At 59.4% G+C, this 24,379-nt stretch carries 24 protein-coding genes, 5 tRNA genes and 1 riboswitch; of the genes, 6 read left to right on the forward strand and 23 right to left on the reverse strand.

All coding sequences use genetic code 11. The annotated features are described in order from the left end of the window. The coding region (locus ACIOVD_RS26390; RefSeq protein WP_401131071.1) for a hypothetical protein at positions 1-186 on the reverse strand (186 nt) is incomplete at its 3' end. A gap of 22 nt (positions 187-208) precedes the next feature. Here ACIOVD_RS26390 and ACIOVD_RS26395 point away from each other — a divergent pair. Beyond that, positions 209-712, forward strand: a complete 504-nt coding sequence (locus ACIOVD_RS26395) for an AAA family ATPase (RefSeq protein WP_401131073.1) — start codon at positions 209-211, stop codon at positions 710-712. Between the two features lie 172 nt (positions 713-884). Here ACIOVD_RS26395 and ACIOVD_RS26400 read toward each other — a convergent pair whose 3' ends face one another. Then, positions 885-2,126, reverse strand: a complete 1,242-nt coding sequence (locus ACIOVD_RS26400; RefSeq protein ID WP_401131099.1) for an MFS transporter — start codon at positions 2,124-2,126, stop codon at positions 885-887. Between ACIOVD_RS26400 and ACIOVD_RS26405 the strand changes: the two genes are divergently transcribed. Beyond that, positions 2,107-2,277 carry a hypothetical protein gene (locus ACIOVD_RS26405; RefSeq protein ID WP_401131103.1) on the forward strand — a complete coding sequence of 57 codons (171 nt, stop codon included), beginning with the start codon at positions 2,107-2,109 and terminating at the stop codon, positions 2,275-2,277. The genes ACIOVD_RS26400 and ACIOVD_RS26405 overlap by 20 nt on opposite strands. 160 nt (positions 2,278-2,437) lie before the next feature. On the opposite strand, the gene ACIOVD_RS26410 is transcribed toward ACIOVD_RS26405, so the two are convergent. From ACIOVD_RS26410 to ACIOVD_RS26420, 3 genes are read right to left on the reverse strand one after another with little or no spacing between them, the layout of a single operon-like run. After that, positions 2,438-3,715: an L-fuconate dehydratase gene (locus ACIOVD_RS26410; RefSeq protein WP_401131075.1), complete on the reverse strand. Its 1,278-nt coding sequence runs from the start codon at positions 3,713-3,715 to the stop codon at positions 2,438-2,440. Between the two features lie 14 nt (positions 3,716-3,729). Then, positions 3,730-4,578, reverse strand: coding sequence for a fumarylacetoacetate hydrolase family protein (locus tag ACIOVD_RS26415; RefSeq protein ID WP_401131077.1), 849 nt, complete (start codon positions 4,576-4,578; stop codon positions 3,730-3,732). A 59-nt stretch (positions 4,579-4,637) separates the two neighbouring features. Further along, positions 4,638-5,378 carry an SDR family oxidoreductase gene (locus ACIOVD_RS26420; protein WP_401131079.1) on the reverse strand — a complete coding sequence of 247 codons (741 nt, stop codon included), beginning with the start codon at positions 5,376-5,378 and terminating at the stop codon, positions 4,638-4,640. Positions 5,379-5,622: 244 nt separating this feature from the next. On the opposite strand from ACIOVD_RS26420, the gene ACIOVD_RS26425 reads away from it, so the two are divergent. Then, positions 5,623-6,384, forward strand: a complete 762-nt coding sequence (locus ACIOVD_RS26425) for a FadR/GntR family transcriptional regulator (protein WP_095171573.1) — start codon at positions 5,623-5,625, stop codon at positions 6,382-6,384. Positions 6,385-6,517: 133 nt separating this feature from the next. Here ACIOVD_RS26425 and ACIOVD_RS26430 read toward each other — a convergent pair whose 3' ends face one another. From ACIOVD_RS26430 to phnN, 3 genes are all read right to left on the reverse strand, one after another. Further along, positions 6,518-6,622 (reverse strand): SEC-C metal-binding domain-containing protein, encoded by a 105-nt coding sequence (locus tag ACIOVD_RS26430; RefSeq protein WP_401131081.1) that lies wholly within the window; start codon positions 6,620-6,622, stop codon positions 6,518-6,520. A 150-nt stretch (positions 6,623-6,772) separates the two neighbouring features. Beyond that, positions 6,773-6,849, reverse strand: a tRNA-Arg gene (locus ACIOVD_RS26435). Between the two features lie 110 nt (positions 6,850-6,959). Further along, positions 6,960-7,544, reverse strand: a complete 585-nt coding sequence (gene phnN, locus ACIOVD_RS26440) for a phosphonate metabolism protein/1,5-bisphosphokinase (PRPP-forming) PhnN (RefSeq protein ID WP_159994219.1) — start codon at positions 7,542-7,544, stop codon at positions 6,960-6,962. 385 nt (positions 7,545-7,929) lie between these two features. On the opposite strand from phnN, the gene ACIOVD_RS26445 reads away from it, so the two are divergent. Beyond that, positions 7,930-8,256, forward strand: coding sequence for an Arc family DNA-binding protein (locus ACIOVD_RS26445; protein WP_095171568.1), 327 nt, complete (start codon positions 7,930-7,932; stop codon positions 8,254-8,256). A 164-nt stretch (positions 8,257-8,420) separates the two neighbouring features. On the opposite strand, the gene mgtE is transcribed toward ACIOVD_RS26445, so the two are convergent. Beyond that, positions 8,421-9,863 carry a magnesium transporter gene (gene mgtE / locus ACIOVD_RS26450; RefSeq protein WP_095171567.1) on the reverse strand — a complete coding sequence of 481 codons (1,443 nt, stop codon included), beginning with the start codon at positions 9,861-9,863 and terminating at the stop codon, positions 8,421-8,423. Between the two features lie 318 nt (positions 9,864-10,181). Between mgtE and ACIOVD_RS26455 the strand changes: the two genes are divergently transcribed. After that, positions 10,182-10,529: a hypothetical protein gene (locus ACIOVD_RS26455; protein ID WP_095171565.1), complete on the forward strand. Its 348-nt coding sequence runs from the start codon at positions 10,182-10,184 to the stop codon at positions 10,527-10,529. Positions 10,530-10,548: 19 nt separating this feature from the next. Here the strand turns inward: ACIOVD_RS26455 and ACIOVD_RS26460 are convergent. The 8 genes from ACIOVD_RS26460 to ltaE form a co-directional block, all read right to left on the reverse strand. Beyond that, a tRNA-Arg gene (locus tag ACIOVD_RS26460) sits at positions 10,549-10,625 on the reverse strand. Between the two features lie 71 nt (positions 10,626-10,696). Further along, positions 10,697-10,773, reverse strand: a tRNA-Arg gene (locus ACIOVD_RS26465). Positions 10,774-10,845: 72 nt separating this feature from the next. Beyond that, a tRNA-Arg gene (locus ACIOVD_RS26470) sits at positions 10,846-10,922 on the reverse strand. Positions 10,923-11,029: 107 nt separating this feature from the next. Next, positions 11,030-11,120: transfer RNA gene (locus ACIOVD_RS26475), tRNA-Ser, on the reverse strand. A gap of 62 nt (positions 11,121-11,182) precedes the next feature. Next, positions 11,183-11,371, reverse strand: coding sequence for a carbon storage regulator CsrA (csrA, locus tag ACIOVD_RS26480; RefSeq protein ID WP_002554426.1), 189 nt, complete (start codon positions 11,369-11,371; stop codon positions 11,183-11,185). Between the two features lie 183 nt (positions 11,372-11,554). Further along, entirely contained in the window at positions 11,555-12,796 is a 1,242-nt protein-coding gene (locus tag ACIOVD_RS26485; protein ID WP_095171563.1) for an aspartate kinase, read from the reverse strand. Positions 12,797-12,886: 90 nt separating this feature from the next. After that, entirely contained in the window at positions 12,887-15,505 is a 2,619-nt protein-coding gene (gene alaS, locus ACIOVD_RS26490; protein ID WP_401131085.1) for an alanine--tRNA ligase, read from the reverse strand. A gap of 146 nt (positions 15,506-15,651) precedes the next feature. Beyond that, positions 15,652-16,656 carry a low-specificity L-threonine aldolase gene (gene ltaE / locus ACIOVD_RS26495; RefSeq protein ID WP_401131087.1) on the reverse strand — a complete coding sequence of 335 codons (1,005 nt, stop codon included), beginning with the start codon at positions 16,654-16,656 and terminating at the stop codon, positions 15,652-15,654. 197 nt (positions 16,657-16,853) lie between these two features. Beyond that, positions 16,854-17,025: riboswitch (FMN riboswitch) on the forward strand. 120 nt (positions 17,026-17,145) lie between these two features. On the opposite strand from ltaE, the gene ACIOVD_RS26500 reads away from it, so the two are divergent. Continuing rightward, positions 17,146-17,655 carry a 6,7-dimethyl-8-ribityllumazine synthase gene (locus ACIOVD_RS26500; protein WP_095171559.1) on the forward strand — a complete coding sequence of 170 codons (510 nt, stop codon included), beginning with the start codon at positions 17,146-17,148 and terminating at the stop codon, positions 17,653-17,655. Between the two features lie 54 nt (positions 17,656-17,709). Here the strand turns inward: ACIOVD_RS26500 and astE are convergent, their stop codons facing one another. The 6 genes from astE to aruF all read right to left on the reverse strand — a co-directional run bounded on the left by astE (position 17,710) and on the right by aruF (position 24,185). Then, the gene (gene astE, locus ACIOVD_RS26505; protein WP_095171557.1) at positions 17,710-18,720 is read right to left on the reverse strand and encodes a succinylglutamate desuccinylase; all 1,011 of its coding nucleotides are present in this window, start codon (positions 18,718-18,720) and stop codon (positions 17,710-17,712) included. Between the two features lie 12 nt (positions 18,721-18,732). Next, on the reverse strand, positions 18,733-19,020 hold the full coding sequence (locus ACIOVD_RS26510) for a topoisomerase II (RefSeq protein ID WP_095171555.1): 288 nt from the start codon (positions 19,018-19,020) through the stop codon (positions 18,733-18,735). Positions 19,021-19,083: 63 nt separating this feature from the next. Continuing rightward, complete coding sequence (astB, locus tag ACIOVD_RS26515) at positions 19,084-20,430, reverse strand: N-succinylarginine dihydrolase (RefSeq protein WP_401131090.1); 1,347 nt, start codon at positions 20,428-20,430, stop codon at positions 19,084-19,086. Positions 20,431-20,594: 164 nt separating this feature from the next. Further along, positions 20,595-22,064 carry a succinylglutamate-semialdehyde dehydrogenase gene (gene astD / locus ACIOVD_RS26520; RefSeq protein ID WP_401131101.1) on the reverse strand — a complete coding sequence of 490 codons (1,470 nt, stop codon included), beginning with the start codon at positions 22,062-22,064 and terminating at the stop codon, positions 20,595-20,597. Next, on the reverse strand, positions 22,061-23,086 hold the full coding sequence (astA, locus tag ACIOVD_RS26525; RefSeq protein ID WP_095171550.1) for an arginine N-succinyltransferase: 1,026 nt from the start codon (positions 23,084-23,086) through the stop codon (positions 22,061-22,063). Before astA ends, astD begins: the two co-directional genes overlap by 4 nt. A 79-nt stretch (positions 23,087-23,165) precedes the next feature. Beyond that, positions 23,166-24,185: an arginine/ornithine succinyltransferase subunit alpha gene (gene aruF, locus ACIOVD_RS26530; RefSeq protein WP_095171548.1), complete on the reverse strand. Its 1,020-nt coding sequence runs from the start codon at positions 24,183-24,185 to the stop codon at positions 23,166-23,168. Positions 24,186-24,379 lie beyond the last annotated feature (194 nt).

A 24,379-nucleotide genomic window follows, 5' to 3' on the forward strand; every position in this document is an offset into this window, starting at 1 on the left:
TACCAAGGAGTTTTCCGTTTCGACTGCGCCGGAAGTGGGGCGAATTATAGACATATAGAATCTGCCGTCAACTGCTAATTTGGTTTTTCTATCAAAACACCGAAAACAGCCTGAATAAGCCCTGAAATCAGGTGCCTGGCCGCGACCGGCTTTCAAAACCTCTTCTATATAGAGAAGATGCTGCATCCCCTCCCCCGCAGGACAGCTCGTGCTTATTGTATTCAGCGGCCTACCCGGCACCGGAAAAACCACGATCGCCAAGCTCCTGGCCAATCGACTGCGAGCGGTCTACCTACGGATCGATACCATCGAACAAGCCATCCGCAACGCCTGCGTCCTCGTACAGGACGTAGGCACCAGCGGCTACCTCGTGGCCAACGAGCTTGCCCTGAGCAATCTGCGTCTTGGTCACACCGTCATCGTCGACTGCGTCAACCCGGTATCGGCAAGTCGCAACACCTGGCACGCCACCGCAACCAGCGCCGGCGCAGAGCTACTGGATATAGAGGTGATTTGCTCCGACACAGAAGAACATCGCCGACGCGTCGAGACCCGCACGACCGACATCCCCGGCCTGACACCTCCAACCTGGGCGTCAGTGCTGGCACATGACTATGAACCGTGGAATCCACCGCCCTTCTATACAGATACAGCCCAGCTCTCACCGGACGACGCCGTATCCCAAATCATCAGTCGCCTGCACTCCATCTGAAATGAAATGTGAGTGGTCCCTCGGCCACGTTGCCACAATAACGCTCGCCAACAATGAGCACGTGCCGAGCGAACCAGCGCAACTACATGGCGCTTCATGACCTATGAGAGCGGGATTGCTCGCGATGCCACTGGTGTACAGAAGAGGTGCCATCGCGAGCACGTACACATTTTCAGCTGGGCGATCGGGCCACCTGAACCCGCTTTCCTGACTCGTGCCCCGCTCTTGCCGAGCGAATCAGCATCAGCGTACCGATCAGGGCGGTCGCCGCCAGGAAGTACATCCCCGCGTGGGCGTTATTGAAGTACTGCTCGGCCCAGGTTTTGACCGTTGGCGCCAGGAAGCCGCCTAGATTACCCAATGCGCCAATCACCGCAATCCCGCTGGCCGCTGCGGCACCGCCCAGGAAGCGAGTAGGTAAGGTCCAGAACAGCGGCTGCACGGTGATGAACCCGGCGGCGGCAACGCAGAACGACAGCATCACCAGCGGCAGACTACCGCTCAAGGTCGAGCCCACCATTCCCACTGCTGCCAATGCCAGCATCAAGGCTGCAAAACGAGCCTGCTGGCCTTTTCGGTCGGCGTAACGGGTGACCACATACAGCACGCAAACGGTGGCAATCCAGGGAATGGCGGTCAACATGCCGACTTTCAGGCCGATGCCGGTGGCGAGCAGTTCCGCGATTCGTGTGGGCAGGTAAAACAGTACGCCGTAGACACTGACCTGAATCGTGAAATAGATCAGGGTGAAGTACAGAACCTTAGGGTTGATCAATGCCGCACGCCATGTCGATGGGCCACTATTGGCTTTCAACAGCTGATCTTTTTCCAGTTCGTGCTCAATCGCAGCTTTTTCTTCAGCACTCAACCACTTGGCATCTCGCGGTTTGTCGGTCAGGTAAAAGAACGCAAACACGCCGATGATCGAGGCGGCGAGGCCTTCGGTGACAAACATCCATTGCCAACCGGCCAGACCGAACTGGGCGGTTTCCAGCAGCCATCCCGACACCGGCCCGCCTACAATCAAAGACACTGGCACACCAAAATAGTAGATGCCGTAGGCCGAACCGCGCTGGTTCTGCGGGAACCAATAGGTCAGGTACAGCACCACGCCCGGCGAAAGACCGGCCTCGGCCACGCCCAGCAAAAAGCGGAGGATGTAGAAGCTGGTTTCGTCGTGGGCAAACATCATCGCAGCCGAAACCAACCCCCAGGTGACCATGATCCGGCTCAACCAAATACGCGCGCCGATCTTGTGCAGCATCAGGTTGCTGGGCACCTCAAACACGGCGTAGCCGATAAAGAAAATGCCCGCACCAAGCGCAAAAGCGGCGTTGCTGAGGCCGGTGTCAGCCTGAAAGGCGTGTTTGGCAAAACCGATGTTGGAACGGTCAATGATTGCCATCGCAAACATCAATGCAACAAAGGGCAAGATGCGCCAGCGGATTTTGCTGAGCGCCTGCTTCAACGCGGGGTTAGACATGACGTCCTCCGATTATTGTTTTTGTGGAGTGCAGCAACATCAATACAGCGCTTACAGCTTTTTCAAGGCGCCACGGACATAAGCCGCGACCACCAAGAACGGCCCATCGGCAAAAGATACGCCACAGCTGTGGAGGCGTTATCAGCCACCAGGCCCATCACGTACCCGATAGGCCGTGGCGTCATAGCGACTGGAGTGCTGGTGAGCATTCAGCCGAAGTGGGTGCGAGGATCGCATGGCGGTTAGCCCCGATACTGGTACTGCTCTCGAGAGGCGGCCTTCATCTGGATCGAGAAGCCCGGCGCCTGCGGTGGCATGTAGGCCGCATTACGAATTACGCACGGGTCTACGAAGTGTTCGTGCAGATGGTCGACAAACTCCACTACGCGACCTTCATGGGTGCCGGCGATGCACAGGTAATCGATCATTGACAGGTGCTGTACGTACTCGCACAAGCCCACGCCGCCTGCGTGTGGGCATACCGGCAAGTTGTATTTGGCGGCCATCAGCATCACCGCCAGCACCTCATTGACCCCGCCCAGTCGGCAGGCGTCGATCTGCACCACATCAATCGCTTCACGCATGATCAATTGTTTAAACACGATGCGGTTCTGGCACATCTCCCCCGTGGCGACTTTGACCGGAGCGACACCCAGACGAATCTTGCGATGGCCTTCGACGTCATCCGGGCTGGTGGGCTCTTCAATGAACCATGGATTGGCGAAGGAGAGCTCGCGGACCCAGTTGATGGCCGTGTCGACTTCCCACACCTGGTTGGCGTCGATCATCAACTGACGATCCGGGCCCAGCACTTCACGGGCAATACGCACGCGGCGGATGTCGTCCTTCAGGTCGTGGCCGACTTTGAGTTTGACGTGGGAGAAACCGGCGTCGACCGCTTCCTGACACAAACGGCGCAGCTTGTCGTCGGCATACCCCAGCCACCCGGCTGAAGTGGTGTAGCACGGGTAACCTTGCTCTTCGAGCAGCGCAACGCGCTCGGCTTTACCCCGGGCGCGTTCGCGCAGCAACGTCAGGGCTTCTGCCGGGGTGATGCAATCGGTGATGTAGCGAAAATCAATACAGCGCACCAACTGCTCGGGGCTCATGTCCGCCACCAGGCGCCAGACCGGCTTGCGCTCTGCCTTGGCCCACAAGTCCCAGGCAGCGTTGACCACCGCCCCGGTGGCCAGGTGAATGGCGCCTTTATCCGGGCCGATCCAGCGCAATTGGCTGTCACTGGTGACGTGATGCCAGAAACGGCCCATGTCTTGGGCAATCCATTCCAGCTTCAACCCCACCAGCAGACCGGCCAACGCCTTGATCGAGGCGCAGCAAATCTCGTTGCCGCGGCCGATGGTAAAGGTCAGCCCATGGCCTTCCAGGCCCGGGGTATCGGTTTCGAGAATGACATAGGCCGCGGAGTAATCCGGGTCCGGGTTCATCGCATCCGAACCATCGAGAGATTGCGAAGTAGGGAAGCGGATGTCTTCAACGCGTACAGCGGTAATCGTGGTCATGGCGTAGCTACCTGTCACTGGGCATTCACGGTGCGTTGGTTTTGTTCGCCGAGGCCGGCGATGCCCAGACGGATTTGTTGACCTGCGCGCAGGTACACCGGCTCAGGCTTGATACCCAGACCGACGCCCGGGGGAGTACCGGTGGAGATCACATCACCGGGTTGCAGGCTCATGAATTGGCTGAGGTAGCTGATGATTTTTGGGATCTGGAAAATCATCGTCCGGGTGTTGCCGTTCTGGTAACGCTTGCCGTCGACTTCCAGCCACAGATCGAGCTGATGCGGGTCAGCGACTTCATCGCGGGTCACCAGCCAAGGGCCGAGCGGGCCGAAAGTGTCACAGCCCTTGCCTTTGTCCCAAGTGCCGCCCAGTTCCAGCTGGAACTCGCGCTCGGACACGTCATTGATTACGCAATAACCGGCCACGTGTTCGAGAGCATCGCTTTCGCTGATGTAGCGGCCGCCTTTGCCGATGACCACGCCAAGCTCGACTTCCCAGTCGGTTTTGCGTGAGTTGCGCGGTATCTCGATGTCGTCATTCGGGCCGACAATGGCGCTGGTCCACTTGCTGAACACCACCGGTTCGGCCGGGATTGCGGCGCCAGTTTCGGCGGCGTGATCGGCATAGTTGAGGCCGATGCAGATGAACTTGCCGACTTCACCAACGCAAGCGCCGAGGCGTGGCGAGCCTTCAACCAGCGGCAAGCTGGACGGGTCGATATCTTGCAGGCGGGCGATGCTTTGCGGGCTCAGCGCGTCGCCCGTGATATCAACGACCACTTCGGACAAGTCGCGCAATTGACCGTTGTTATCAAGCAACGCAGGACGTTCCTGGCCTTTTTCGCCGTAGCGCAGCAGCTTCATATTATTTCCTTTGTTAGTTAGAGCTAAGGGGGTACGCAGGTCTAATGGCGGCGCGGGACTCAGTTACTCCAGCCGCCATCAATAATTTGCGCAGTTCCGGTGGTGAACCCGCTGGCACTTGAGCCCAGGTACAGCGCCAGTTGCGCTATTTCCTCAGCAGTGCCGATGCGGCCCATCGGTTGGCGGGCAGCGAAGGCGGCGTAGACCTCAGCGATGCTGCGACCTTCACTTTGGGCTTGTTCACTGATGCGTTGACGCAAGGAGGGGGAGTCAACGGTGCCGGGGCAAATGGCGTTGCAGCGGATGTTCTGACTGACGAAATCAGCCGCCACTGAACGTGTCAGGCCAATTACCGCACCTTTGCTGGCGCAGTAGGCAAAACGATTTGGAACGCCTTTAACGCTGGAAGCCACCGAGGCCATATTGATGATCGAGCCGCCACCGTTCGCCAACATGCCCGGCAAGAAAGCTCGGATCATGCGGTACATGGCGGTAACGTTTAGGTCCAGGGCGAAGGCCCAGTCGTTTTCGCTGCACTCAAGAATGTTGCCGCTGTGAACCACGCCTGCGCAGTTGAACAGAACATCTAGCGGACCAAGCTCTTGGGCTAGGTGCTGGATGGCGCTTGCATCGGTGACGTCTAGGATATGGGTATGTGCACCTTCAACTGCTTCGAGGGCGCCAGCATTGATGTCGGCGGCGAAGACTTCAGCGCCAGCAGCGAGATACGCCTGGACACTGGCTAGGCCAATACCCTGAGCGCCCGCCGTGATCAGCACGCGTTTGCCGGAAAGATTCATAAGTGCTCCGTGACGCTAATTTTTTATTGTTTTCGCGAAGATTGGCCCAATGGTCAGGCCATTGGAGGCGCATCAATTGGCAGACCGACTCAAGCGTCAGAATAAAGTTTGCTATGATCACTTCACGTTATGGGTTCAATGGTCAGACCATTAGGCCTTTTATAGCATTCGCCTCGACCATCAACAAGCGTCTTTTCCACCGGCGTGCTTGTCGAATGCTGTCCAAACCAGAGTTTAATTTTCAATGCCATTTCAAGTTATTGATAACCAAAGACTTTACCGGCAGATCGCCGACCAGCTGCGAGCCTTGATCGACAGCGGAGAGTTTCCGCCGGGCAGCCGTTTGCCGGCCGAGCGAGAGCTAGCCAAGTTGCTAGGTGTGAGCCGAGCCTCTGTGCGTGAGGCAATGATTGCGCTAGAAGTGATCGGCTTGGTGGATGTGCGCGTCGGTAACGGGGTGCTGGTCTGCGAGCCTTCAGTGCAAGCGGTATCGAATGAGCCAGTCATGGCTCAAGTCACGCGCAATCAATGGAAAGAGCTGGACCCTGAGCTGGGGATCGAGATTGATTTCAGCGCTGAAATCCCGCCCTTCGCCTTGCTTCAGGCCCGCCGTCTGATCGAGCCCGAAGCCGCCGCGCTGGCGGCCGTGAACGCTAGCGATGAAGAACTGGCAGGCATCCGCGAGGCATTCGAGCGCAACGTGCAGGACAACCGTGAAGATTCACACACCCACCCCGGCGACCGCCTATTCCATATCCGCATCGCCCAGGCCTCGGACAACCCGGCCTACGCGCTGATGATTCAACACCTGTTAGGCCATCGATACGGCAGCATGTTCCAGCGTCTACAAAGCCATTACAGCTCGGGCGACATGCCCCATCGTTCGGAAGATGAACACCGGCGTGTGCTGCAAGCGTTGGAACAACACGACCCCGACGCAGCGCGTCAGGCAATGGCCGAGCATCTGAGTGAAGTGATCAGGATTTTCAGCCGTAGCGCCCAGTAAGCATCTATCCGTAGCCGGGACGCTTAGGGGAGTGGCTGATGGATGAACGATGACAGTTCTGTTACGGGGGCGTTCTTATTTAAGGAGGCCGTGTAAAGCGGGCTTGCAAGATGTCTGGAGAATCCGGGGCGCATCAATCCCAGAGTTTGAGAGGGTCGGCCGCGGCGCGCCCAAGATGGCAACGTTTTAATTTCTTCCCTGAGCCACACCAGCAAAGTTCGTTTCTACCCGTCGTCATAAAGCCTGCTGCTTTCGTTATTAATTATTTCAGCCAAAAAAAACCCCGCAAGACTGACCTATGCGGGGTTTATTTTCGCCTTTTGCTGCCACCCTGCTGTCACGGAAAAAGTGAGCTGTCAGGATGACGGGTTAAAAGGCTCTATTTATATGGTGTCCCAGGCGGGGTTCGAACCTGCAACCTTCCCCTTAGGAGGGGGATGCTCTATCCAATTGAGCTACTGAGACACAGACCGGCCGCAAGGAGCTGCGGCGCGATGGACGGCGAGCATGTTAACGGGCAGCCCCGCGTTTGTCATGTCGTCTGTACGGCTTATTAAGTGTAGGCAATGGCCCGCTCACGCCGAACGGGGTTTTTCCACGATACCTTCATTGCCAAGCAACGCCAGCAAGCGAGCCAGGGTTGTCGACAACTCGGCGGAATTATCCAGTAGGAAAATACCGCCAGACTCGTCCTCCGCCGTACCACGGGCAAACAAGGCATTACGCGCCAACCTGGTCTCGATCTCTTTGCTGCTTTCACGCCCCCTGCGCTGAAGGCGCTCACGCAGGACATCGGTATTCACCGTCAACAGGATGGGCAACAACTGCGGGTAGCGCTCTTTCACTAGAGGCAAGTGCCCCCTGGAACCGTTGACTAGCACATGCAGCCCTTGCGCCAGCCACTGATCGATCTGCACCGGAATTCCGTAATCCAGCCCGTTGGCATGCCAACTCAGGGCAAAACCGCCCTCACGCGCCAATTCGGCAAATGCCTGGGGCGTGAGCCCCAGGGCAGCCTCCCCGACTGACTCTGCCGAGCGGGTAATTACCCGGCGCGCCACCACGCAGTCGAGTTGCGCCAGAGCATCGCGGGCCGCATCGATCAGGCTGTCCTTGCCAGAGCCCGAGGGGCCCATGAGATAAACCAGTCTGCCACTCACCCGCAATATCCCCTCATGATGTATTCACCCCTAGTAAATCGGCCATTTGCCACTACGCTGTATACGTAGAGGAGTGGCGTGCAAGCGTACACGGCTTGCACACAAGGACGCGCAGCCCCCTGTCCACTGGGCAAAAGGGCGAGGCCATGCACCCGGAGCGGATTTAAGTTTTCAAACCAGTCCGCATTTCTGATAATTGGTGCTGGCATAACGCCTGCCTCAGGCTCAATATTTGTCACAGAATTGGCGCCAAGGATCTGGCTTGCTTGAGGCATGATGCGGGCCTCTTATCAATTCAGGTTGAACATTTGGCTGCCTTGCTTGTCCTAAAGACATCCTGCGGCCAATTCCGAGAACCGCTCCCCTGAACTAACCGGTTAAATATATGCGCCCATTGAAACAGGCAATTTATTCCAGCCGTACGGCTGACAAGTTCGTCGTACGCCTGCCAGACGGAATGCGTGAACGCATTGCCGAGGTGGCACGCAACCATCATCGCAGCATGAACTCCGAAATCATCGCGCGCCTGGAGCAGAGTCTTATTCAGGAAGGCGCGCTGGGCGAAGAGTTGAGCATGCGCCTGGACAGCCCCGAGCTGTCGCTGCACGAACGTGAATTGCTGCAACGCTTCCGCCAGCTATCCCACCGCCAGCAAAATGCACTGGTGTCGTTGATTGCCCATGACGCTGAAATGGCCGCAAACCCGTCCTGATTACACCCCGAAAGTTCAAGCCAGCCTCGCGCTGGCTTTTTTTTGCCTGAAACAGTCCGCCCAGGCATCTTCGCGATGATTCGCACGCAGGCCATCGACATCAGACAGTTTGATTAATCCCAGATGCGCGACGCGGCCATTGGGCCAGGTCGCGCAGCACAGGCCTAGAGCAGGAAGATCGTGGCAAGGCCAAGGAAGATGAAGAAGCCGCCGCTATCGGTTACGGCCGTGATCATCACGCTCGCACCCATTGCCGGGTCACGCCCGACGCGCGCCAGGGTCATCGGGATCAGCACCCCCATCAGCGCCGCCAGCAGCAGGTTCAGGGTCATGGCGGCCGTCATCACGACGCCGAGCGACCAACTGCCATACAGCAGGAAGGCCACTACGCCAATCACTCCACCCCACACCAGGCCATTGATCAGGCCCACGGCCAGCTCCTTGCGCATCAGGCGCGAGGTATTGCCGGTACTGACCTGGTCCAGCGCCATGGCGCGCACGATCATGGTGATGGTCTGGTTACCGGAGTTGCCACCAATGCCGGCAACAATCGGCATCAGCGCCGCCAGGGCCACCAGCTTCTCGATAGACCCCTCGAACAGGCCGATCACCCGCGAGGCAACGAAGGCGGTAATCAGGTTGATGGCCAACCACGCCCAACGGTTACGCAGGGACTTCCACACCGAAGCGAAAATATCTTCCTCTTCACGCAGACCCGCCATGTTGAGGACTTCGTTTTCGCTCTCTTCACGAATCAGGTCGACCATCTCGTCGATGGTCAGACGGCCGATGAGCTTGTCGTTTTTGTCGACCACCGGGGCCGAGATCAAGTCATAACGCTCGAACGCCTGCGCCGCGTCATAGGCATCTTCGTCCGGGTGAAAGCTCACCGGGTCGCTGGCCATGACTTCCGAGACCTGCTTGTCCGGATCGTTGACCAACAGGCGCTTGATCGGCAGGACGCCCTTGAGCACACCGTCGTAGTCGACCACGAACAATTTGTCGGTATGGCCCGGCAGCTCCTTGAGGCGCCGCAGGTAGCGCAAGACCACCTCGAGGCTGACGTCCTCACGGATCGTCACCATCTCGAAGTCCATCAATGCACCGACCTGCTCCTCGTCATAGGACAACGCGGAGCGCACGCGCTCACGCTGCTGGCCATCGAGGGTCTCCATCAGCTCATGGACGACGTCTCGCGGCAGCTCAGGGGCCAGGTCAGCAAGTTCGTCGGCGTCCATCTCCTTGGCGGCTGCCAGGAGCTCGTGATCGTCCATGTCGGCGATCAGGGTTTCACGGACGGAGTCAGACACTTCAAGCAGAATGTCGCCGTCACGCTCGGCCTTGACCAACTGCCAGACCGTCAGGCGATCGTTCAGCGGCAATGCTTCAAGGATGTAGGCAACGTCAGCGGAGTGCAGGTCATCGAGCTTGCGTTGCAACTCGACGAGGTTCTGCCGGTGGACCAGGTTCTCGACCCGGTCGTGATGAGGACCTTCCTGACGGTGAGTCAGGTCTTCGACCACCCGCTGGCGCTGCAGCAGCTCAATGACTTGAGCAAGGCGGTCCTGCAAGCTTTCTTGAGTCTTTTTTACTTCTACTTCAGTCATAGGCGAACTCCACTCCCAGCAGCGGGGCACGCCGGAAGGATCAATCAGTCAATTCATGATTGGAAAAACGGGGTACTGAGTAACTACTGGGTAAGTCCATGGAGGTATTCCACAAGCCCCGGCGGGGCTGACGGGCGCAATGATACACCGCCTGACGCTTTTAAACGTTAAAAATCGCGGCTGAAACAAGCGCTTGCACGACAAACCTGAGCGCTGTCCTGATCCATGAGAGTGCGACGACTTATCCCGAAAAGAAAACACAGGGCCATCGCAAAATGTCCGACTAACCTTCAAATGGATCGCCAGGGAGGGCGCTGAATGCCATCGCGGATACGCTGTTTGTTACTGACCACCCTGCTCTGCCCAGCGGCCAGCGCGCAAGTAATGACTGTGCAGCGTTGTGAGGCAGCCAACGGTCGCATCACATTCACCAGCACGGCCTGCAAGACCGGAGAGCGTCCGAGCCTGCAGCAAGTCCGCACCTACCTGCCCGGTAGCAACACCGAGGTATACGCCGACACGGCAGTCCTGCCCGAAGCCGAACACCTGCAAGCAGCCGATCGGGCAATCAAGGCAAAGAAGATGAAAAGCGCGCCGAGCAGATTTGACGAGCAAAGACGGGTTCGGCAGAAAGCCAAATCCCAGACAGCAAAAAGCCCGCGTTAGACGCAGGCTTTTTGGTGTTTGGTGCACTCGACAGGATTCGAACCTGTGACCGCTCGGTTCGTAGCCGAGTACTCTATCCAGCTGAGCTACGAGTGCAATTGTACTTTTAGACCAGATCACAACTGGTTGAAGCCAGGTTACCTGCATGACTGCAAACAACCCTTAAATGGTGCACTCGACAGGATTCGAACCTGTGACCGCTCGGTTCGTAGCCGAGTACTCTATCCAGCTGAGCTACGAGTGCAATGTGTGCTTTTAAACCAGATCACAACTGATTGAAACAAGGTTGCTTGAATCACTTCAAACAACCCTTAATTGGTGCACTCGACAGGATTCGAACCTGTGACCGCTCGGTTCGTAGCCGAGTACTCTATCCAGCTGAGCTACGAGTGCATTTGTTGCCGCGCATTATAGTTCGTCGAATCTTTTTTCCAAGCACTTTTTCTAGTAATTTCAATCACTTACCGAAAAAGCCTGATTACAACGCTCTACACAAATAATGGCGGAGAACGGGGGATTCGAACCCCCGACACCCTTTTGAGGTGTACTCCCTTAGCAGGGGAGCGCCTTCGGCCACTCGGCCAGCTCTCCGCAACACGGGGCGTATCTTAACCAACCTTTTCCCCGTTTGCAAACATAAAAAGCGATAAAAATTAATGGCTTGGTTCTTCGTCCTTCTCTTTCTTTATACGCAGGTAGATTTCCTCACGGTGTACAGCTACCTCCTTGGGTGCGTTAACGCCTATGCGCACCTGATTTCCTTTGACGCCGAGCACGGTTACGGTGATTTCGCCATCACCGATAATCAGGCTTTCTGCACACCGACGAGTCAGAATCAGCATACCTTTCTCCTTACGCATTTCAGTTCAGGGACAACAGTCTGCAAAAAAAAAGCGCTCGAACGGCGACCGGAACGATCGCAGCTCTACACGCTTAAGTATTGACCAGCGCATGCAAAAGAACAGCCTTGCCCACGCCACTCAAAAAATAAAGGGCGCGGTCAGACCGCGCCCCTCGGGACCACATCACTCGCCTTGGCGAGCCGGTGCGTCCAGTTCGAACGCCGTGTGCAGTGCGCGCACAGCCAGTTCCAGGTACTTCTCTTCGATCACCACCGACACCTTGATCTCCGAAGTGGAGATCATCTGGATATTGATGGTTTCCTTGGCCAGGGCTTCGAACATGCGGCTGGCAACACCTGCGTGAGAACGCATGCCAACGCCGACGATCGAGACCTTGGCGATCTTGGTGTCACCCACCACCTCACGGGCACCGATCTCGCGAGCGGTGTTTTCCAGCACGGTCTGGGCCGCCTGGTAGTCATTGCGGTGGACGGTGAAGGTGAAGTCGGTGGTGTTATCGTGCGCAACGTTCTGCACGATCATGTCGACTTCGATATTGCCGGCACTGATCGGGCCGAGAATCTTGAATGCCACGCCCGGGGTGTCTGGCACGCCACGGATGGTCAGCTTGGCTTCATCGCGATTGAAAGCGATGCCGGAAATGATCGGCTGTTCCATGGTTTCCTCTTCATCAATAGTAATGAGGGTGCCTGGCCCCTCCTTGAAGCTGTGCAGTACGCGCAGCGGGACGTTGTACTTGCCGGCGAACTCGACCGCACGGATCTGCAGCACCTTGGAACCGAGGCTGGCCATTTCCAGCATCTCTTCGAAGGTGATCTTGTCCAGGCGCTGGGCCACGGACACCACGCGTGGGTCAGTGGTGTACACCCCGTCCACGTCGGTATAGATCTGACATTCATCGGCCTTCAGGGCCGCTGCCAGCGCCACGCCAGTGGTGTCGGAGCCGCCACGGCCCAGGGTGGTGATGTTGCCGTGCTCGTCGACGCCCTGGAAACCGGCCACCACAACCACGCGGCCAGCCTTCAGGTCACCGCGAATCTTCTGGTCATCGATCTGCAGGATACGCGCTTTATTGTGCGCGCTGTCCGTCAGGATCCGCACCTGGTTGCCGGTGTACGACACCGCAGGCACGCCGCGCTTGATCAACGCCATGGCCAGCAATGCAATCGTCACCTGCTCGCCGGTGGAGACAATCACATCCAGTTCACGCGGAACCGGTTGCTCATCGCCACTGATTTGCTTGGCCAGATCGATCAGACGGTTGGTTTCGCCGCTCATTGCAGACAGCACGACCACCAGGTCATCGCCGGCATCGCGGAATTTCTTAACCTTGTCGGCGACCTGCTCGATTCTCTCGACAGTGCCGACCGAGGTGCCTCCAAATTTCTGTACGATCAAAGCCATTTCAAAGCCGCCTCTGCCCATGAAGGGCGCCCATTAGTCACTCAAACAGCAGCCGGACCTACCACTAGACGAGAGGCCCGGCATACAGCCTTAAATACCCTGTTCGACAAACGGTACGGTCAGGGCCAGGGCCGCGTCCAGTGCGCCAGCGTCAATACCACCGCCTTGCGCCATGTCCGGACGACCACCGCCCTTCCCGCCCACTGCCGCAGCGGCTTGCTTCATCAAATCACCGGCTTTGAGTTGGCCAGTCAGGTCTTTGGTCACACCGGCAACCAGCACGACCTTTTCCTCATGGACACTGCCGAGCAGGATCACTGCGCGGCCGAGTTTGTTCTTCAACTGATCGACCAGCGCCAGCAGCGCCTTGCCATCCTGACCGTCGAGACGCACGGCCAGCACCTTCACGCCCTTGACGTCCTGGGCCTGGGCCGACAGGTCGTCACCCGCCGCACTGGCAGCCTTGGCTTGCAACTGCTCGAGTTGCTTTTCCAGCAGACGGTTGCGCTCAAGCACAGCCGACAGCTTGTCGATCAGGTTGTCGCGGCTGCCCTTGACCAGGCTGGCCGCTTCCTTGAGTTGCTCTTCTGCCGCGTTAAGGTAGGCCAGCGCTGCTGCGCCAGTCACTGCCTCGATACGCCGTACGCCCGAAGCCACACCGCCTTCGCTGATGATCTTCAGCAGGCCGATGTCGCCAGTACGGTTGGCGTGGATACCGCCGCACAGCTCGACGGAGAAATCACCGCCCATGCTCAGCACGCGCACACTGTCGCCATACTTTTCGCCGAACAGCGCCATGGCGCCTTTTTGCTTGGCGGTGTCGATGTCGGTTTCTTCAGTCTCTACCGCCGAGTTCTGGCGAATCTGCGCGTTGACGATTTCTTCCAACGCCTTGATCTGCTCAGGCTTGATGGCTTCGAAGTGGCTGAAGTCAAAGCGCAGGCGCTGACTGTCGACCAACGAACCCTTCTGCTGGACGTGCTCGCCCAGCACCTGGCGCAAGGCTGCGTGCAGCAAGTGGGTCGCCGAGTGGTTCAACGCAGTAGCGTGACGCACCTCGGCATCCACCTGGGCCTCAACCGGCGCACCAACGATCAGGCTACCCGATGCCAGCACACCGTGGTGCAGGAAGGCACCACCGGTCTTGGTGGTATCGCGCACGTCGAAACGTGCAGTACCGGCCTGCAGATAACCGCAGTCACCGACCTGGCCACCGGACTCGGCGTAGAACGGGGTCTGGTTGAGAACGATCACGCCCTCGTCGCCTTCGCTCAATACGTCGACCGACTGGCCGTTCTTGTACAGGGCAACGATTTTCGCCGAACCGCGAGTATCGGTGTAGCCGGTGAACTCGGTGGCCACGTCGACTTTGACCAGGGTGTTGTAGTCCAGGCCAAACGAACTGGCCGAACGTGCACGCACGCGCTGGGCTTCCATTTCGCGCTCGAAACCGGCTTCGTCGATGGTCAGCTCGCGCTCGCGGGCGATGTCGGCGGTCAGGTCCATCGGGAAACCATAGGTGTCATACAGCTTGAACACCACGTCGCCCGGCACTACGGTGCCTTTGAGTTCGGCCAGGTCCTGCTCGAGAATCTTCAGGCCGTGCTCCAGAGTCTTGGAGAACTGCTCTTCCTCGGCCTTGAGCACGCGCTCGATATTGGCCTGCTGCTGCTTGAGTTCCGGGAAGGCTTCACCCATCTCGGCCACCAGCGCCGCGACGATCTTGTAGAAGAAGCTGCCAGCGGCGCCCAGCTTGTTACCGTGGCGGCAGGCGCGACGGATGATCCGGCGCAGCACGTAGCCACGGCCTTCGTTGGACGGCAGCACGCCATCGGCAATCAGGAAACCGCAGGAACGGATGTGATCGGAAACCACTTTGAGCGAAGACTGATCGCCATTTTCGCAGCCGATTGCTTCAGCCGAGGCTTTGAGCAGGTTCTTGAACAGGTCAATGTCATAGTTGGAGTTGACGTGCTGCATCACCGCACTGATCCGCTCCAGGCCCATGCCGGTATCCACCGACGGCGCTGGCAACGGATGCAACACGCCATCGGCGGTGCGGTTGAACTGCATGAAGACGTTGTTCCAGATCTCGATGTAACGGTCGCCGTCTTCTTCCGGCGAACCCGGTGGGCCACCCCAGATGTGGTCGCCGTGATCGTAGAAAATCTCGGTGCATGGGCCGCACGGGCCGGTATCGCCCATGGTCCAGAAGTTGTCGGAAGCGTAAGGCGCGCCCTTGTTGTCGCCGATGCGGATCATGCGCTCGACCGGCACACCGATCTGCTGGGTCCAGATGTCATACGCTTCATCGTCGGAGGCGTAGACGGTAACCCAGAGTTTTTCCTTCGGCAGCTGCAGGACACCGGTCAGGAAGGTCCAGGCGAAGGTAATTGCGTCGTGTTTGAAATAGTCGCCGAAGCTGAAGTTACCCAGCATCTCGAAGAACGTGTGGTGACGCGCGGTGTAACCGACGTTTTCCAGGTCGCTGTTCTTGCCGCCGGCGCGTACGCACTTCTGGCTGCTGGTGGCGCGGGTATACGCGCGCTTTTCCTGGCCCAGGAAGCAGTCCTTGAACTGGTTCATCCCCGCGTTAGTGAACAGCAGGGTTGGGTCGTTGCCCGGAATCAAAGAGCTGGAGGCTACACGGGTGTGGCCTTGCTCTTCGAAGAAGCGAAGGAAGGCTTCACGGATTTCTGCGCTTTTCATTAGGTTCTTCCACGGAGGCTGCGGCCAAAGGCCTGTGCGATTCGTCAACGGACGAAGCGACGGCAAAGGGCCGCATTATATCGGCCCTGCGCGCGCGGTACAGCGTGTTTATACGATAGAAACCGTCAATTGGACGGCCTGCAAGATCATTTAGCGGAAAACTCGACGAATGTCGCGATTACCTGGTCGATCTGGGCCCGACCGACATCCATGTGGGTAACCATGCGCAAACGGGCAGCGGCGGTGAGCTTGACGCCCCGCTCTGCAGCAAAAGCCTTAATTGCGTCGGCTTTGTCGCCGATCTGCAGGTAAACCATGTTGGTATGCACCGGCTCGACAGTAAAACCCGCCGCTCGCAGACCTTGCGCCAGGTACTCGGCGTTGGCATGGTCCTCGGCCAGGCGTTGCACATGATGATCCAGCGCATACAGGCCGGCCGCCGCCAGATAGCCGGCCTGGCGCATGCCGCCACCGACCATCTTGCGCAATCGCCGCGCCTTGCCGATCAACTCCACCGAACCACAGAGCACCGAGCCCACTGGCGCGCCCAGGCCTTTGGACAGGCACACTGATACCGAGTCGAAATGCTTGGTGATCACCCGTGCATCCACCCCCAGCTTGACCGCCGCGTTGTACAACCGCGCGCCATCCAGGTGCAACTGCAAGCCATGCGCCTGGGTAAAGCTTCGCGCCTGGGCCAGGTACTCCAGCGGCAGCACTTTGCCTTGCATGGTGTTTTCCAGGGCCAGCAGGCGAGTACGGGCGAAGTGGAAGTCATCCGGCTTGATCGCCGCCGCCACCTGCGCCAGGTCCAGCGAACCGTCAGCCTGGACCTCCAGTGGCTGCGGCTGGATCGAGCCCAGCACCGCGGCGCCACCGCCTTCGTATTTGTAGGTGTGCGCCTGTTGGCCGACGATGTACTCCTCACCGCGCTCGCAGTGGGCCATCAAGCCCAGCAGGTTGCTCATGGTGCCCGTCGGCACGAACAGTGCAGCGGCAAATCCCAGGCGCCCGGCCAGCTCGGCCTCGAGTCGATTGACCGTAGGATCCTCACCATAGACATCGTCACCGGTGGCCGCCCTGGCCATTGCGTCGAGCATCCCTGCGGTTGGTTGGGTGACGGTGTCGCTGCGAAGATCGATAACGCTCATGAATCAGGCCTCGGTAGACAGGGGAGAATCCCTTACAGGTGTGAATTACTGCGGGCATGCCGGGCAATAATCAACCCTTGCGCCAGGAAAAGGCGGCAGGCGCCCGATAAAAAGTCGATGACAATCAGCAGATAGCAGCAATGCACAGCTGTGAAATATGTGTTAAAAACGCTGCGCCGCCAGACAATCTGTCGGCAAAACGTTCTCAGGGCGGGGTGCAACTCCCCACCGGCGGTAATTGCGCGCAATGCGCATAGCCCGCGAGCGCTTGGTGTCACCGCAGCCGCTGGTTGTGAATGATGGCAAGGTCAGCAGACCCGGTGTGATCCCGGGGCCGACGGTCATAGTCCGGATGAAGAGAGAACGGGATTGGCGCCAAAGGGCCGTCCACGGGAGAGGTGCAGTCAATGCACGCTTACCCGTTGCGCACCCTTAAATCCCATTCGATTCATAACGCCCTGTTTTTCACACAAACAGGAGTCAGAACAGATGCAACCCACCGCAATCGACAGCAAAAGCAAAAACCATCAGGGCGAGCGCGTAGCGTTTATCCAGGCCTGCTGGCACAAGGATATTGTTGACCAGAGCCGTAAGGGCTTCGTCAGCGAGATGATCGCCCAGGGCTATCAGGAATCGGAGATCGACTTTTTTGAAGTCGGCGGTGCCTTTGAAATCCCGCTGCACGCCAAGCTGCTGGCCAAGTCCGGCCGTTATGCCGGCATCGTCGCGGCCGCCTTGGTGGTCGATGGCGGCATCTACCGTCACGAGTTCGTCGCCCAAGCAGTTGTCAGTGGCCTGATGCAGGTCCAGCTCGAAACCGAAGTGCCGGTGTTCTCGGTCTCCCTGACGCCCCATCACTTCCATGCCGGCGAAGAACACCAGAAGTTCTTCTTCGAGCACTTTGTGCACAAGGGCCAGGAAGCGGCGAAGACCTGTGCCGATACCCTGCACAAGATCCGCGCACTGCGTCGTAACGAGCCTCGCGCGGTAGCCGTTTAAGCCAGGCAAAAACCTGTGGGGGTAGCGTTGCTTCCACAGGTTTTAGAAGTTGAATCAGGCCAGGTTTTCACCCGTGGTTGGCACAATCAAGATGCCGGCCCGCAAGCCATTCTTCACCTTGGGGTTGGGGAAGATGATTCTCGCACCCTCCTCCTCGATGACCCAGCGCGTCTGCGCGATGTCTTCAGCCAGCACATAACCCACGTCCAGCGGTGAGAAGTTCTCGATGTCCGCCGGCAAGTTCAGCGTGAAGCTATCGCTGTGCTTGATGATTTCCCGCGCCACGCTGAACAGTTGCAGGCCGTCCAGGCCGGCGTCTGCCAAGGGCGGCTCGCTGCCCTCGATGATCTGCTTCAGGCGGGTTTCCAGGCGTGAAACATTGACCCCATCGTTCTGCCCAAATGGCCGGGCCTTGCCCAGCTCCAGGGTGAAGGCCTCAGCGCCCAGCTTGTCGTAGGTGTAGGAACTGAACACGATCGACGGCTTGCTCTGCAACAGCACCGCCTCCATGCCTGCCGCCCGTAGCCGGGCCAGTTCGCGACGCGAGTGCTGGCGGCCTTCTTTCCAGGGGTACAGGGCAAACTGTTCGATCTTCGAACCACGAATAGCGGTATGCAGGTCGTAGTGCAGGCGCTCACGGTCCGGCAAGCTGAAAAAACTCGCTGCCAGGCGCTCCAGTTCACAGGCGCGCAGCGCCTCGCAGCCACTGCTCAATTCATGCCGGCCGTTGAACAGCCGATTGACGTCCTGCTCGACAAAACGCTCGCCGCGGCGCATGGCCTCGGGGTTGCCGAACAGGAACAGAATGCGTGCGCACGGCTTCAAGTCACCGCGAGCAATGTCGTGCAACAGGCGATCGAGCAACTCGATCGGCGCTGTTTCGTTGCCGTGGATGCCGGCCGACAACAGCAAGTCCAGGCCGTTGTCGCGAGCTTGCGGTGGCCGGACTTCCAGCGCACCTTCACTCAGCCAGCGCATCCGCACGCCTTCGACAGTCAGTTGAGTCTTCTCCGCCGGTTCACGGCCGGCGAGGGTCAGTTCAAGCAGTTTGCCGAGGGCGAGCATAGAACGATTTCCTTAATGGTCGTGATTGCAATCCGGGCCATGCACGTGGTCTTCGTCGCCGACTTCAGCCGGTTCCATTTCCAGTTGCAGGCTTACCAGATTAGTCGCCAATGGGCGCAGCAGCAGGTTGGCGTATTCGGCATCGCCTTCTTCGACGTCAACGCCGATCAGCAGTTGGCCACGGCCGTCGTGCTGGATCCACAGTTCCTTGCCCTGCCAGATCACCGCTACGCGAGTGCAGGAGGTTTCCAGTTGAGTGCCGTCGGTGTCTTCAAGGATCAGCTGCAGGGTATCGCTCATTTTTTCGCTCTCATCTGGAGATAAAGCAGCACGCCCGACTCATCAGGAGCCGGTCGCGGGTTTTCAATTGATCTGGAATGGATAAACCGCGCCCAGTTTAAGGATTTGCGTCAGTTCATCCAGTGCCGCCCGGCACTCAAGCAACAATTGTGGGTCCGCCAGATCGTTTTCGGTCATGCGGTCACGGTAGTGCTTTTCAACCCACTGGGTCAGCGTGCCATACAACGGCGCGGTCATGATAACCCCTGGATTGACAGCCGCCAGCTCGGTTTCATTCAACGCCACGCGCAGACGCAGGCACGCCGGGCCACCACCGTTCTGCATGCTCTGCTTGAGGTCGAAGACTTTGACCTCGCGGATCAGCCCACCGGAACTGGTCAGGGTCTGCAGGTACTGCCAGACGCGTTCGTTGTTCTGGCACTCTTGCGGCACGATCAGCAACATCGAACCGTCCGCCTGCGACAGCAGTTGGCTGTTGAACAGGTAGGAACGCACGGCGTCCTCGACCGAAACCTGCGCACGCGGCACGCAGATCGCCTTGAACTGACCACCCCGCTTGGCGAGCTTGGCCGACAGTTCAGCCAGCATCTGCTCGGTGTCGAGGAAGGCGTCCTCGTGATAGAACAGCGCCTCACCGTTACCCACCGCTATCACGTCGTTGTGGAACACGCCCTGATCGATCACCGCAGGGTTCTGCTGAGCATAGACCACGCAGTCATCACTCAGGCCGTGCAAACGTGCGACCGCTTGCGAGGCTTCCAGGGTCTGGCGCGCCGGGTACTTCTGGGGCGCCGGGTAACGGGGGTCGAACGCACTGCGACCGAACACAAAGAACTCGACCCCGGCTTCGCCGTAGTCACGGCAGAAACGGGTGTGGTTGGCCGCGCCTTCGTCACCGAACTGCGCCACGGCCGGCAAGGCCGCGTGATGGGCGAAGTGCTTCTGGTCGGCGAACATCGCCCCCAGCACACGGCTGGTGGTCGGGTGCTCGATGCTGCGGTGGTACTTGCAGTTGAGGTTGGCGGCGGTGAAGTGCACACGGCCGTCGGCGGTGTCGGCGCTCGGGCTGACAGTGGCGGCGTTGGCCACCCACATGCTCGACGCCGAGCAACTGGCGACCAACAGTGGCATGGCCTCTTTGGCGGCCTGCTCGATCACTTGGGCATCGGTGCCGCTAAAGCCCAGGCTGCGCAATGCGCCGACATCCGGACGTTCCTGGGGCGCCAGCACGCCCTGGACAAAACCCATGTCCATCAGCGCTTTCATTTTCGCCAGGCCTTGCAGCGCCGCTTCCTTGGGGTTGGAAGACTGCTGGCTGTTGCTCTGGGACGCAACGTTGCCGAAGGACAGACCGCCGTAGTTATGGGTCGGCCCCACTAGACCGTCGAAATTGACTTCATAGGATTTCATCAGCGAGGCTCCACGAGAATCTGTTGTTATAGGCTCAGGTAACAATTCTTTTAGGCTGCGGTGCGGCCATCGCGGGCAAGCCCGCTCCCACAGGCTCAGCAGTGATCACAAGTTTTTGTGATCGACGCAGTACCCTGTGGGAGCTGGCTTGCCAGCGATAGGCATCACGCCATCTTCACGCCCGGCGTCAGGGTCGCCGGCAAGACCAGGCTCGGTGTTTCCAGCGAGGCCACCGGGTACGCGCAGTAATCTGCTGCGTAGTAAGCGCTGGCGCGGTGGTTGCCCGATGCGCCGACGCCGCCGAAGGGCGCGCTGCTCGCAGCACCTGTCAGTTGCTTGTTCCAGTTGACGATACCGGCACGGCTCTGCAGCCAGAACTGCTGGTAGCGCGCCTCGGAGTCCGACAGCAAGCCGGCGGCCAGGCCGTACTGGGTGTTGTTGGCCTCGCTGATCGCCGACTCGAAATCGCTGTAGCGAATCACTTGCAGCAGTGGCCCGAACAGCTCTTCGTCAGGACGATCCGCCACGGCGCTGACATCCAGGATGCCCGGGGTGAGCAATGCCGCATTGGCCTGTGGCTGGGTCATCTCCAGCAAGCTCACCGCGCCATTGGCCAGCAGGTGTTCCTGGGCGTCCATCAAGGCTTTGGCGGCGGCCAGGGAAACCACCGAGCCCATGAACGGTGCCGGCTGTTGATCGAACGCGCCGACCTCGATGGTCGCGCTGACCGCCACCAGGCGCGCCAGCAGCGTGTCGCCCCAGGCGCCTTGCGGCACCAGCAGGCGGCGCGCGCAAGTGCAGCGTTGACCGGCAGAAATGAAGGTCGACTGAATAATGGTGTAGACCGCCGCGTCGAGGTCGGCGACCTGATCGACCACCAGCGGGTTGTTGCCGCCCATTTCCAGCGCGAGAATCTTGTCCGGGCGCCCGGAGAACTGCGCATGCAGGTGGTTGCCGGTGCGGCTGGAACCGGTGAAGAACAGACCGTCGATCCCCGGGTTGGCGGCCAACGCGATCCCGGTTTCACGGGCGCCTTGCAGCAGGTTCAACACACCCGCCGGCAGGCCGGCTTCGATCCAGCAACGGACCGTCAATTCGGCGACTTTCGGGGTCAGTTCGCTAGGCTTGAACAGCACGCTGTTACCGGCCAGCAGGGCCGGAACAATGTGCCCATTGGGTAAGTGACCCGGGAAGTTGTAAGGCCCGAAGACCGCAACCACGCCATGGGGTTTGTGCCGCAATACGGCGGTGGCGTCGCCCAGCGGGCCGCTCTTTTCGCCGGTACGCTCGCGGTAGCTCTGCACCGAGATGGCGATCTTGTTGACCATGCTGGTCACTTCAGTCGCCGCTTCCCACAGCGGTTTGCCGGTTTCTTCACCGATGCAGTGCGCCAACTCGTCGGCGTGGGACTTGAGGCTAGCGGCAAAGGCCTCCAGCACGCTGATGCGCTCTTCCAGGGTACGCTGGGCCCAGGCCGGGAACGCCTGGCGCGCAGCCTGCACGGCGCTTTCAACCTGGGCGGTGGTAGCGCCCTGCCCCGACCACAGCACGTGCTGGGTCACCGGGTTCAGCGATTCAAAGGCATCGCCCTGACCCGCCAGCCACTCACCTGCGATGTATAGCGAATTCATTATTTCGACTCCCGGGCAGCAGACAACGGCACGGCGCGCACTTGATCACCGGCATTGAGTTGAAGACGTTTGGCGGTCAGTGGATCGACCACCAGGGTACCGGCGGCAAAACGTGCGGGCGCGGCAGTTATGCGGCAGTCTTCGCGCTTACGGTTGTGAATCAGGAACGGCGTGGCGTCATCCCCCGGGGTGCCGATGGCCAGCACCAGCGCCTGGCTGTCACGCACCGCGCGGATCTTGCCGGTTTCGCATTCCACTGCCGGGCCGGCGTCGAAAATATCGACGTAGCCCTGGTAGCTGAAACCCTCGCTCTTGAGCATCGCCAGCGCCGGCTCGGTGTCCGGGTGAACCTGGCCGATGACATTGCGCGCGTCTTCGGAAAGGAAGCAGGTGTAGAGCGGAAACTTGGGCATCAACTCGGCAATGAACGCCTTGTTGCCCACGCCAGTCAGGTAATCGGCCTGACTGAACTCCATCTTGAAGAAGTGCCGGCCCAGGCTTTCCCAGAACGGCGAACGGCCAGCCGTGTCGGAGACGCCACGCATCTCGGCGATGATCTTGTTGCCAAACAGCTGCGGGAATTCGGCGATGAACAACATCCGCGCCTTGGCCAGCATGCGGCCGTTGAGGCCGGTGCGATAATCGGCATGCAGGAACAACGAGCACAGCTCGGAGTTGCCGGTCAGGTCGTTGGCCAGGAACAGCGTCGGAATTTCGCGGTAGATGTTCAGCTCTTGCGAAGCGCTGACCGTCAAGCCAACCCGGAAGTTGTACCAGGGCTCACGCAGACCCACGGCGCCGGCAATTGCGGAAATTCCCACCACGCGGCCGTCGTCATCCTCGAGCACGAACAGGTAATCGGCGTCGCCGCGCCCCGCTTCGCCACGGAAGGTCTTTTCGGCCCAGCCAACCCGGTGCGACAGGCGCTCTTCGTTGGCCGGCAAGGTGGTCAGGCCGGTGCCAGTGCTGCGGGCCAGCTCGATCAGAGCGGGTAAATCGCTGCTGCGTACGGGACGAACGATCATGCTATCTCCTCAAACGGACGGCCGGTAACGGCCCCCCGCAAAACTCGCTGCTCTGCAGCCTTTATCAGGCGTAAAAGCGTTAAACCGCCACCAGGCGCACGCTGGCACCCTCGCCGACGCCCAGGGCCTCGGCGGCTTCCAGATCCAGGACCACCGGTTTGCCCGGCGCGTAGTCCAGCTCCAGCATGACCGCGCGGTAATCCTGCAACTGGGCATTGGCCACCAGGTACTGCCGGCCTGCGCCCTTGACCGGCTCGCCGATCTTCACCGGCACCACACGGCTCTGGGCAATCGAGCGGATCCCCGAGACACGCGCGTGCAGGGTCGGGCCACCGTCGAAGATGTCGATGTAATGATCGGTCTCGAAGCCTTCGCGCATCAGGATGTCGAAGGTGATCTGCGCCCGCGGGTGCACCTGGCCCATCGCTTCTTGAGCGGAGTCCGGCAGCAGGGGGACATAGATCGGGTAATGCGGCATCAGCTCGGCCAGGAACGTGCGGCTCTTGAGTCCGCACAGGCGTTCGGCGGCGGCGTAGTTGAGGTCAAAGAAATTACGGCCGATGGCGTCCCAGAACGGTGAGTCACCCTGTTCATCGCTGTAGCCGACGATCTCGGTCACCACCGAATCGGCGAACCGCTCGGGGTGGCTGGCGACGAACAGCAAGCGTCCGCGGGAGTTGAGCTCCGACCAGGCCGAACCCACCAGCTCCGGCAGCACGTAGAAGCTGGTCAGCAAGCTGTTGCCGGTCAGGTCATGGCACTGGGAGAGCACGTGGATCTTGTTGTGGATCTTCAGCTCGCGGGAGGCGTGGACGAAGGTTTCATTGCGAAAGCTGTAGAAAGGTTCCGAATAACCGGCCGAGGCAACGATGGCCGAGCAGCCCACCAGCTTGCCGGTGGTGCTGTCTTCGAGCACGAAGAAATAGCTCTCCTCACCGTTGAAGCTGACTTCGGCGGCGAACGAGGCTTCGCTCGCGGCGATCTTGTCGCTCAGGCGTTCAACGTCATCCGGCAGGGAAGTGACACCAATCGGGCTGTCCGCAGCCAGACGCTGTACCTCGCCCAGATCAGCCATTTGCGCAGGGCGCATCACCAGCATGGTGTCACTCCTTTCTTGAAAACTCTTTGAGGAAAATAGCCGGCCCCTTGTAGGAGCGAGCCTGCTCGCGATGGTGGATCAGCAACAATGATGTCGCCTGACACACCATCGCGAGCAGGCTCGCTCCTACAGAAAAGCAGGACCGGAACAAAAATTGGGTTCGACACCTGAATGATCAGGCGCCGAAGGGTCTA

It is taken from the genome of Pseudomonas sp. NPDC087626, assembly GCF_044743405.1.
In the GTDB taxonomy this organism is placed as follows: domain Bacteria; phylum Pseudomonadota; class Gammaproteobacteria; order Pseudomonadales; family Pseudomonadaceae; genus Aquipseudomonas.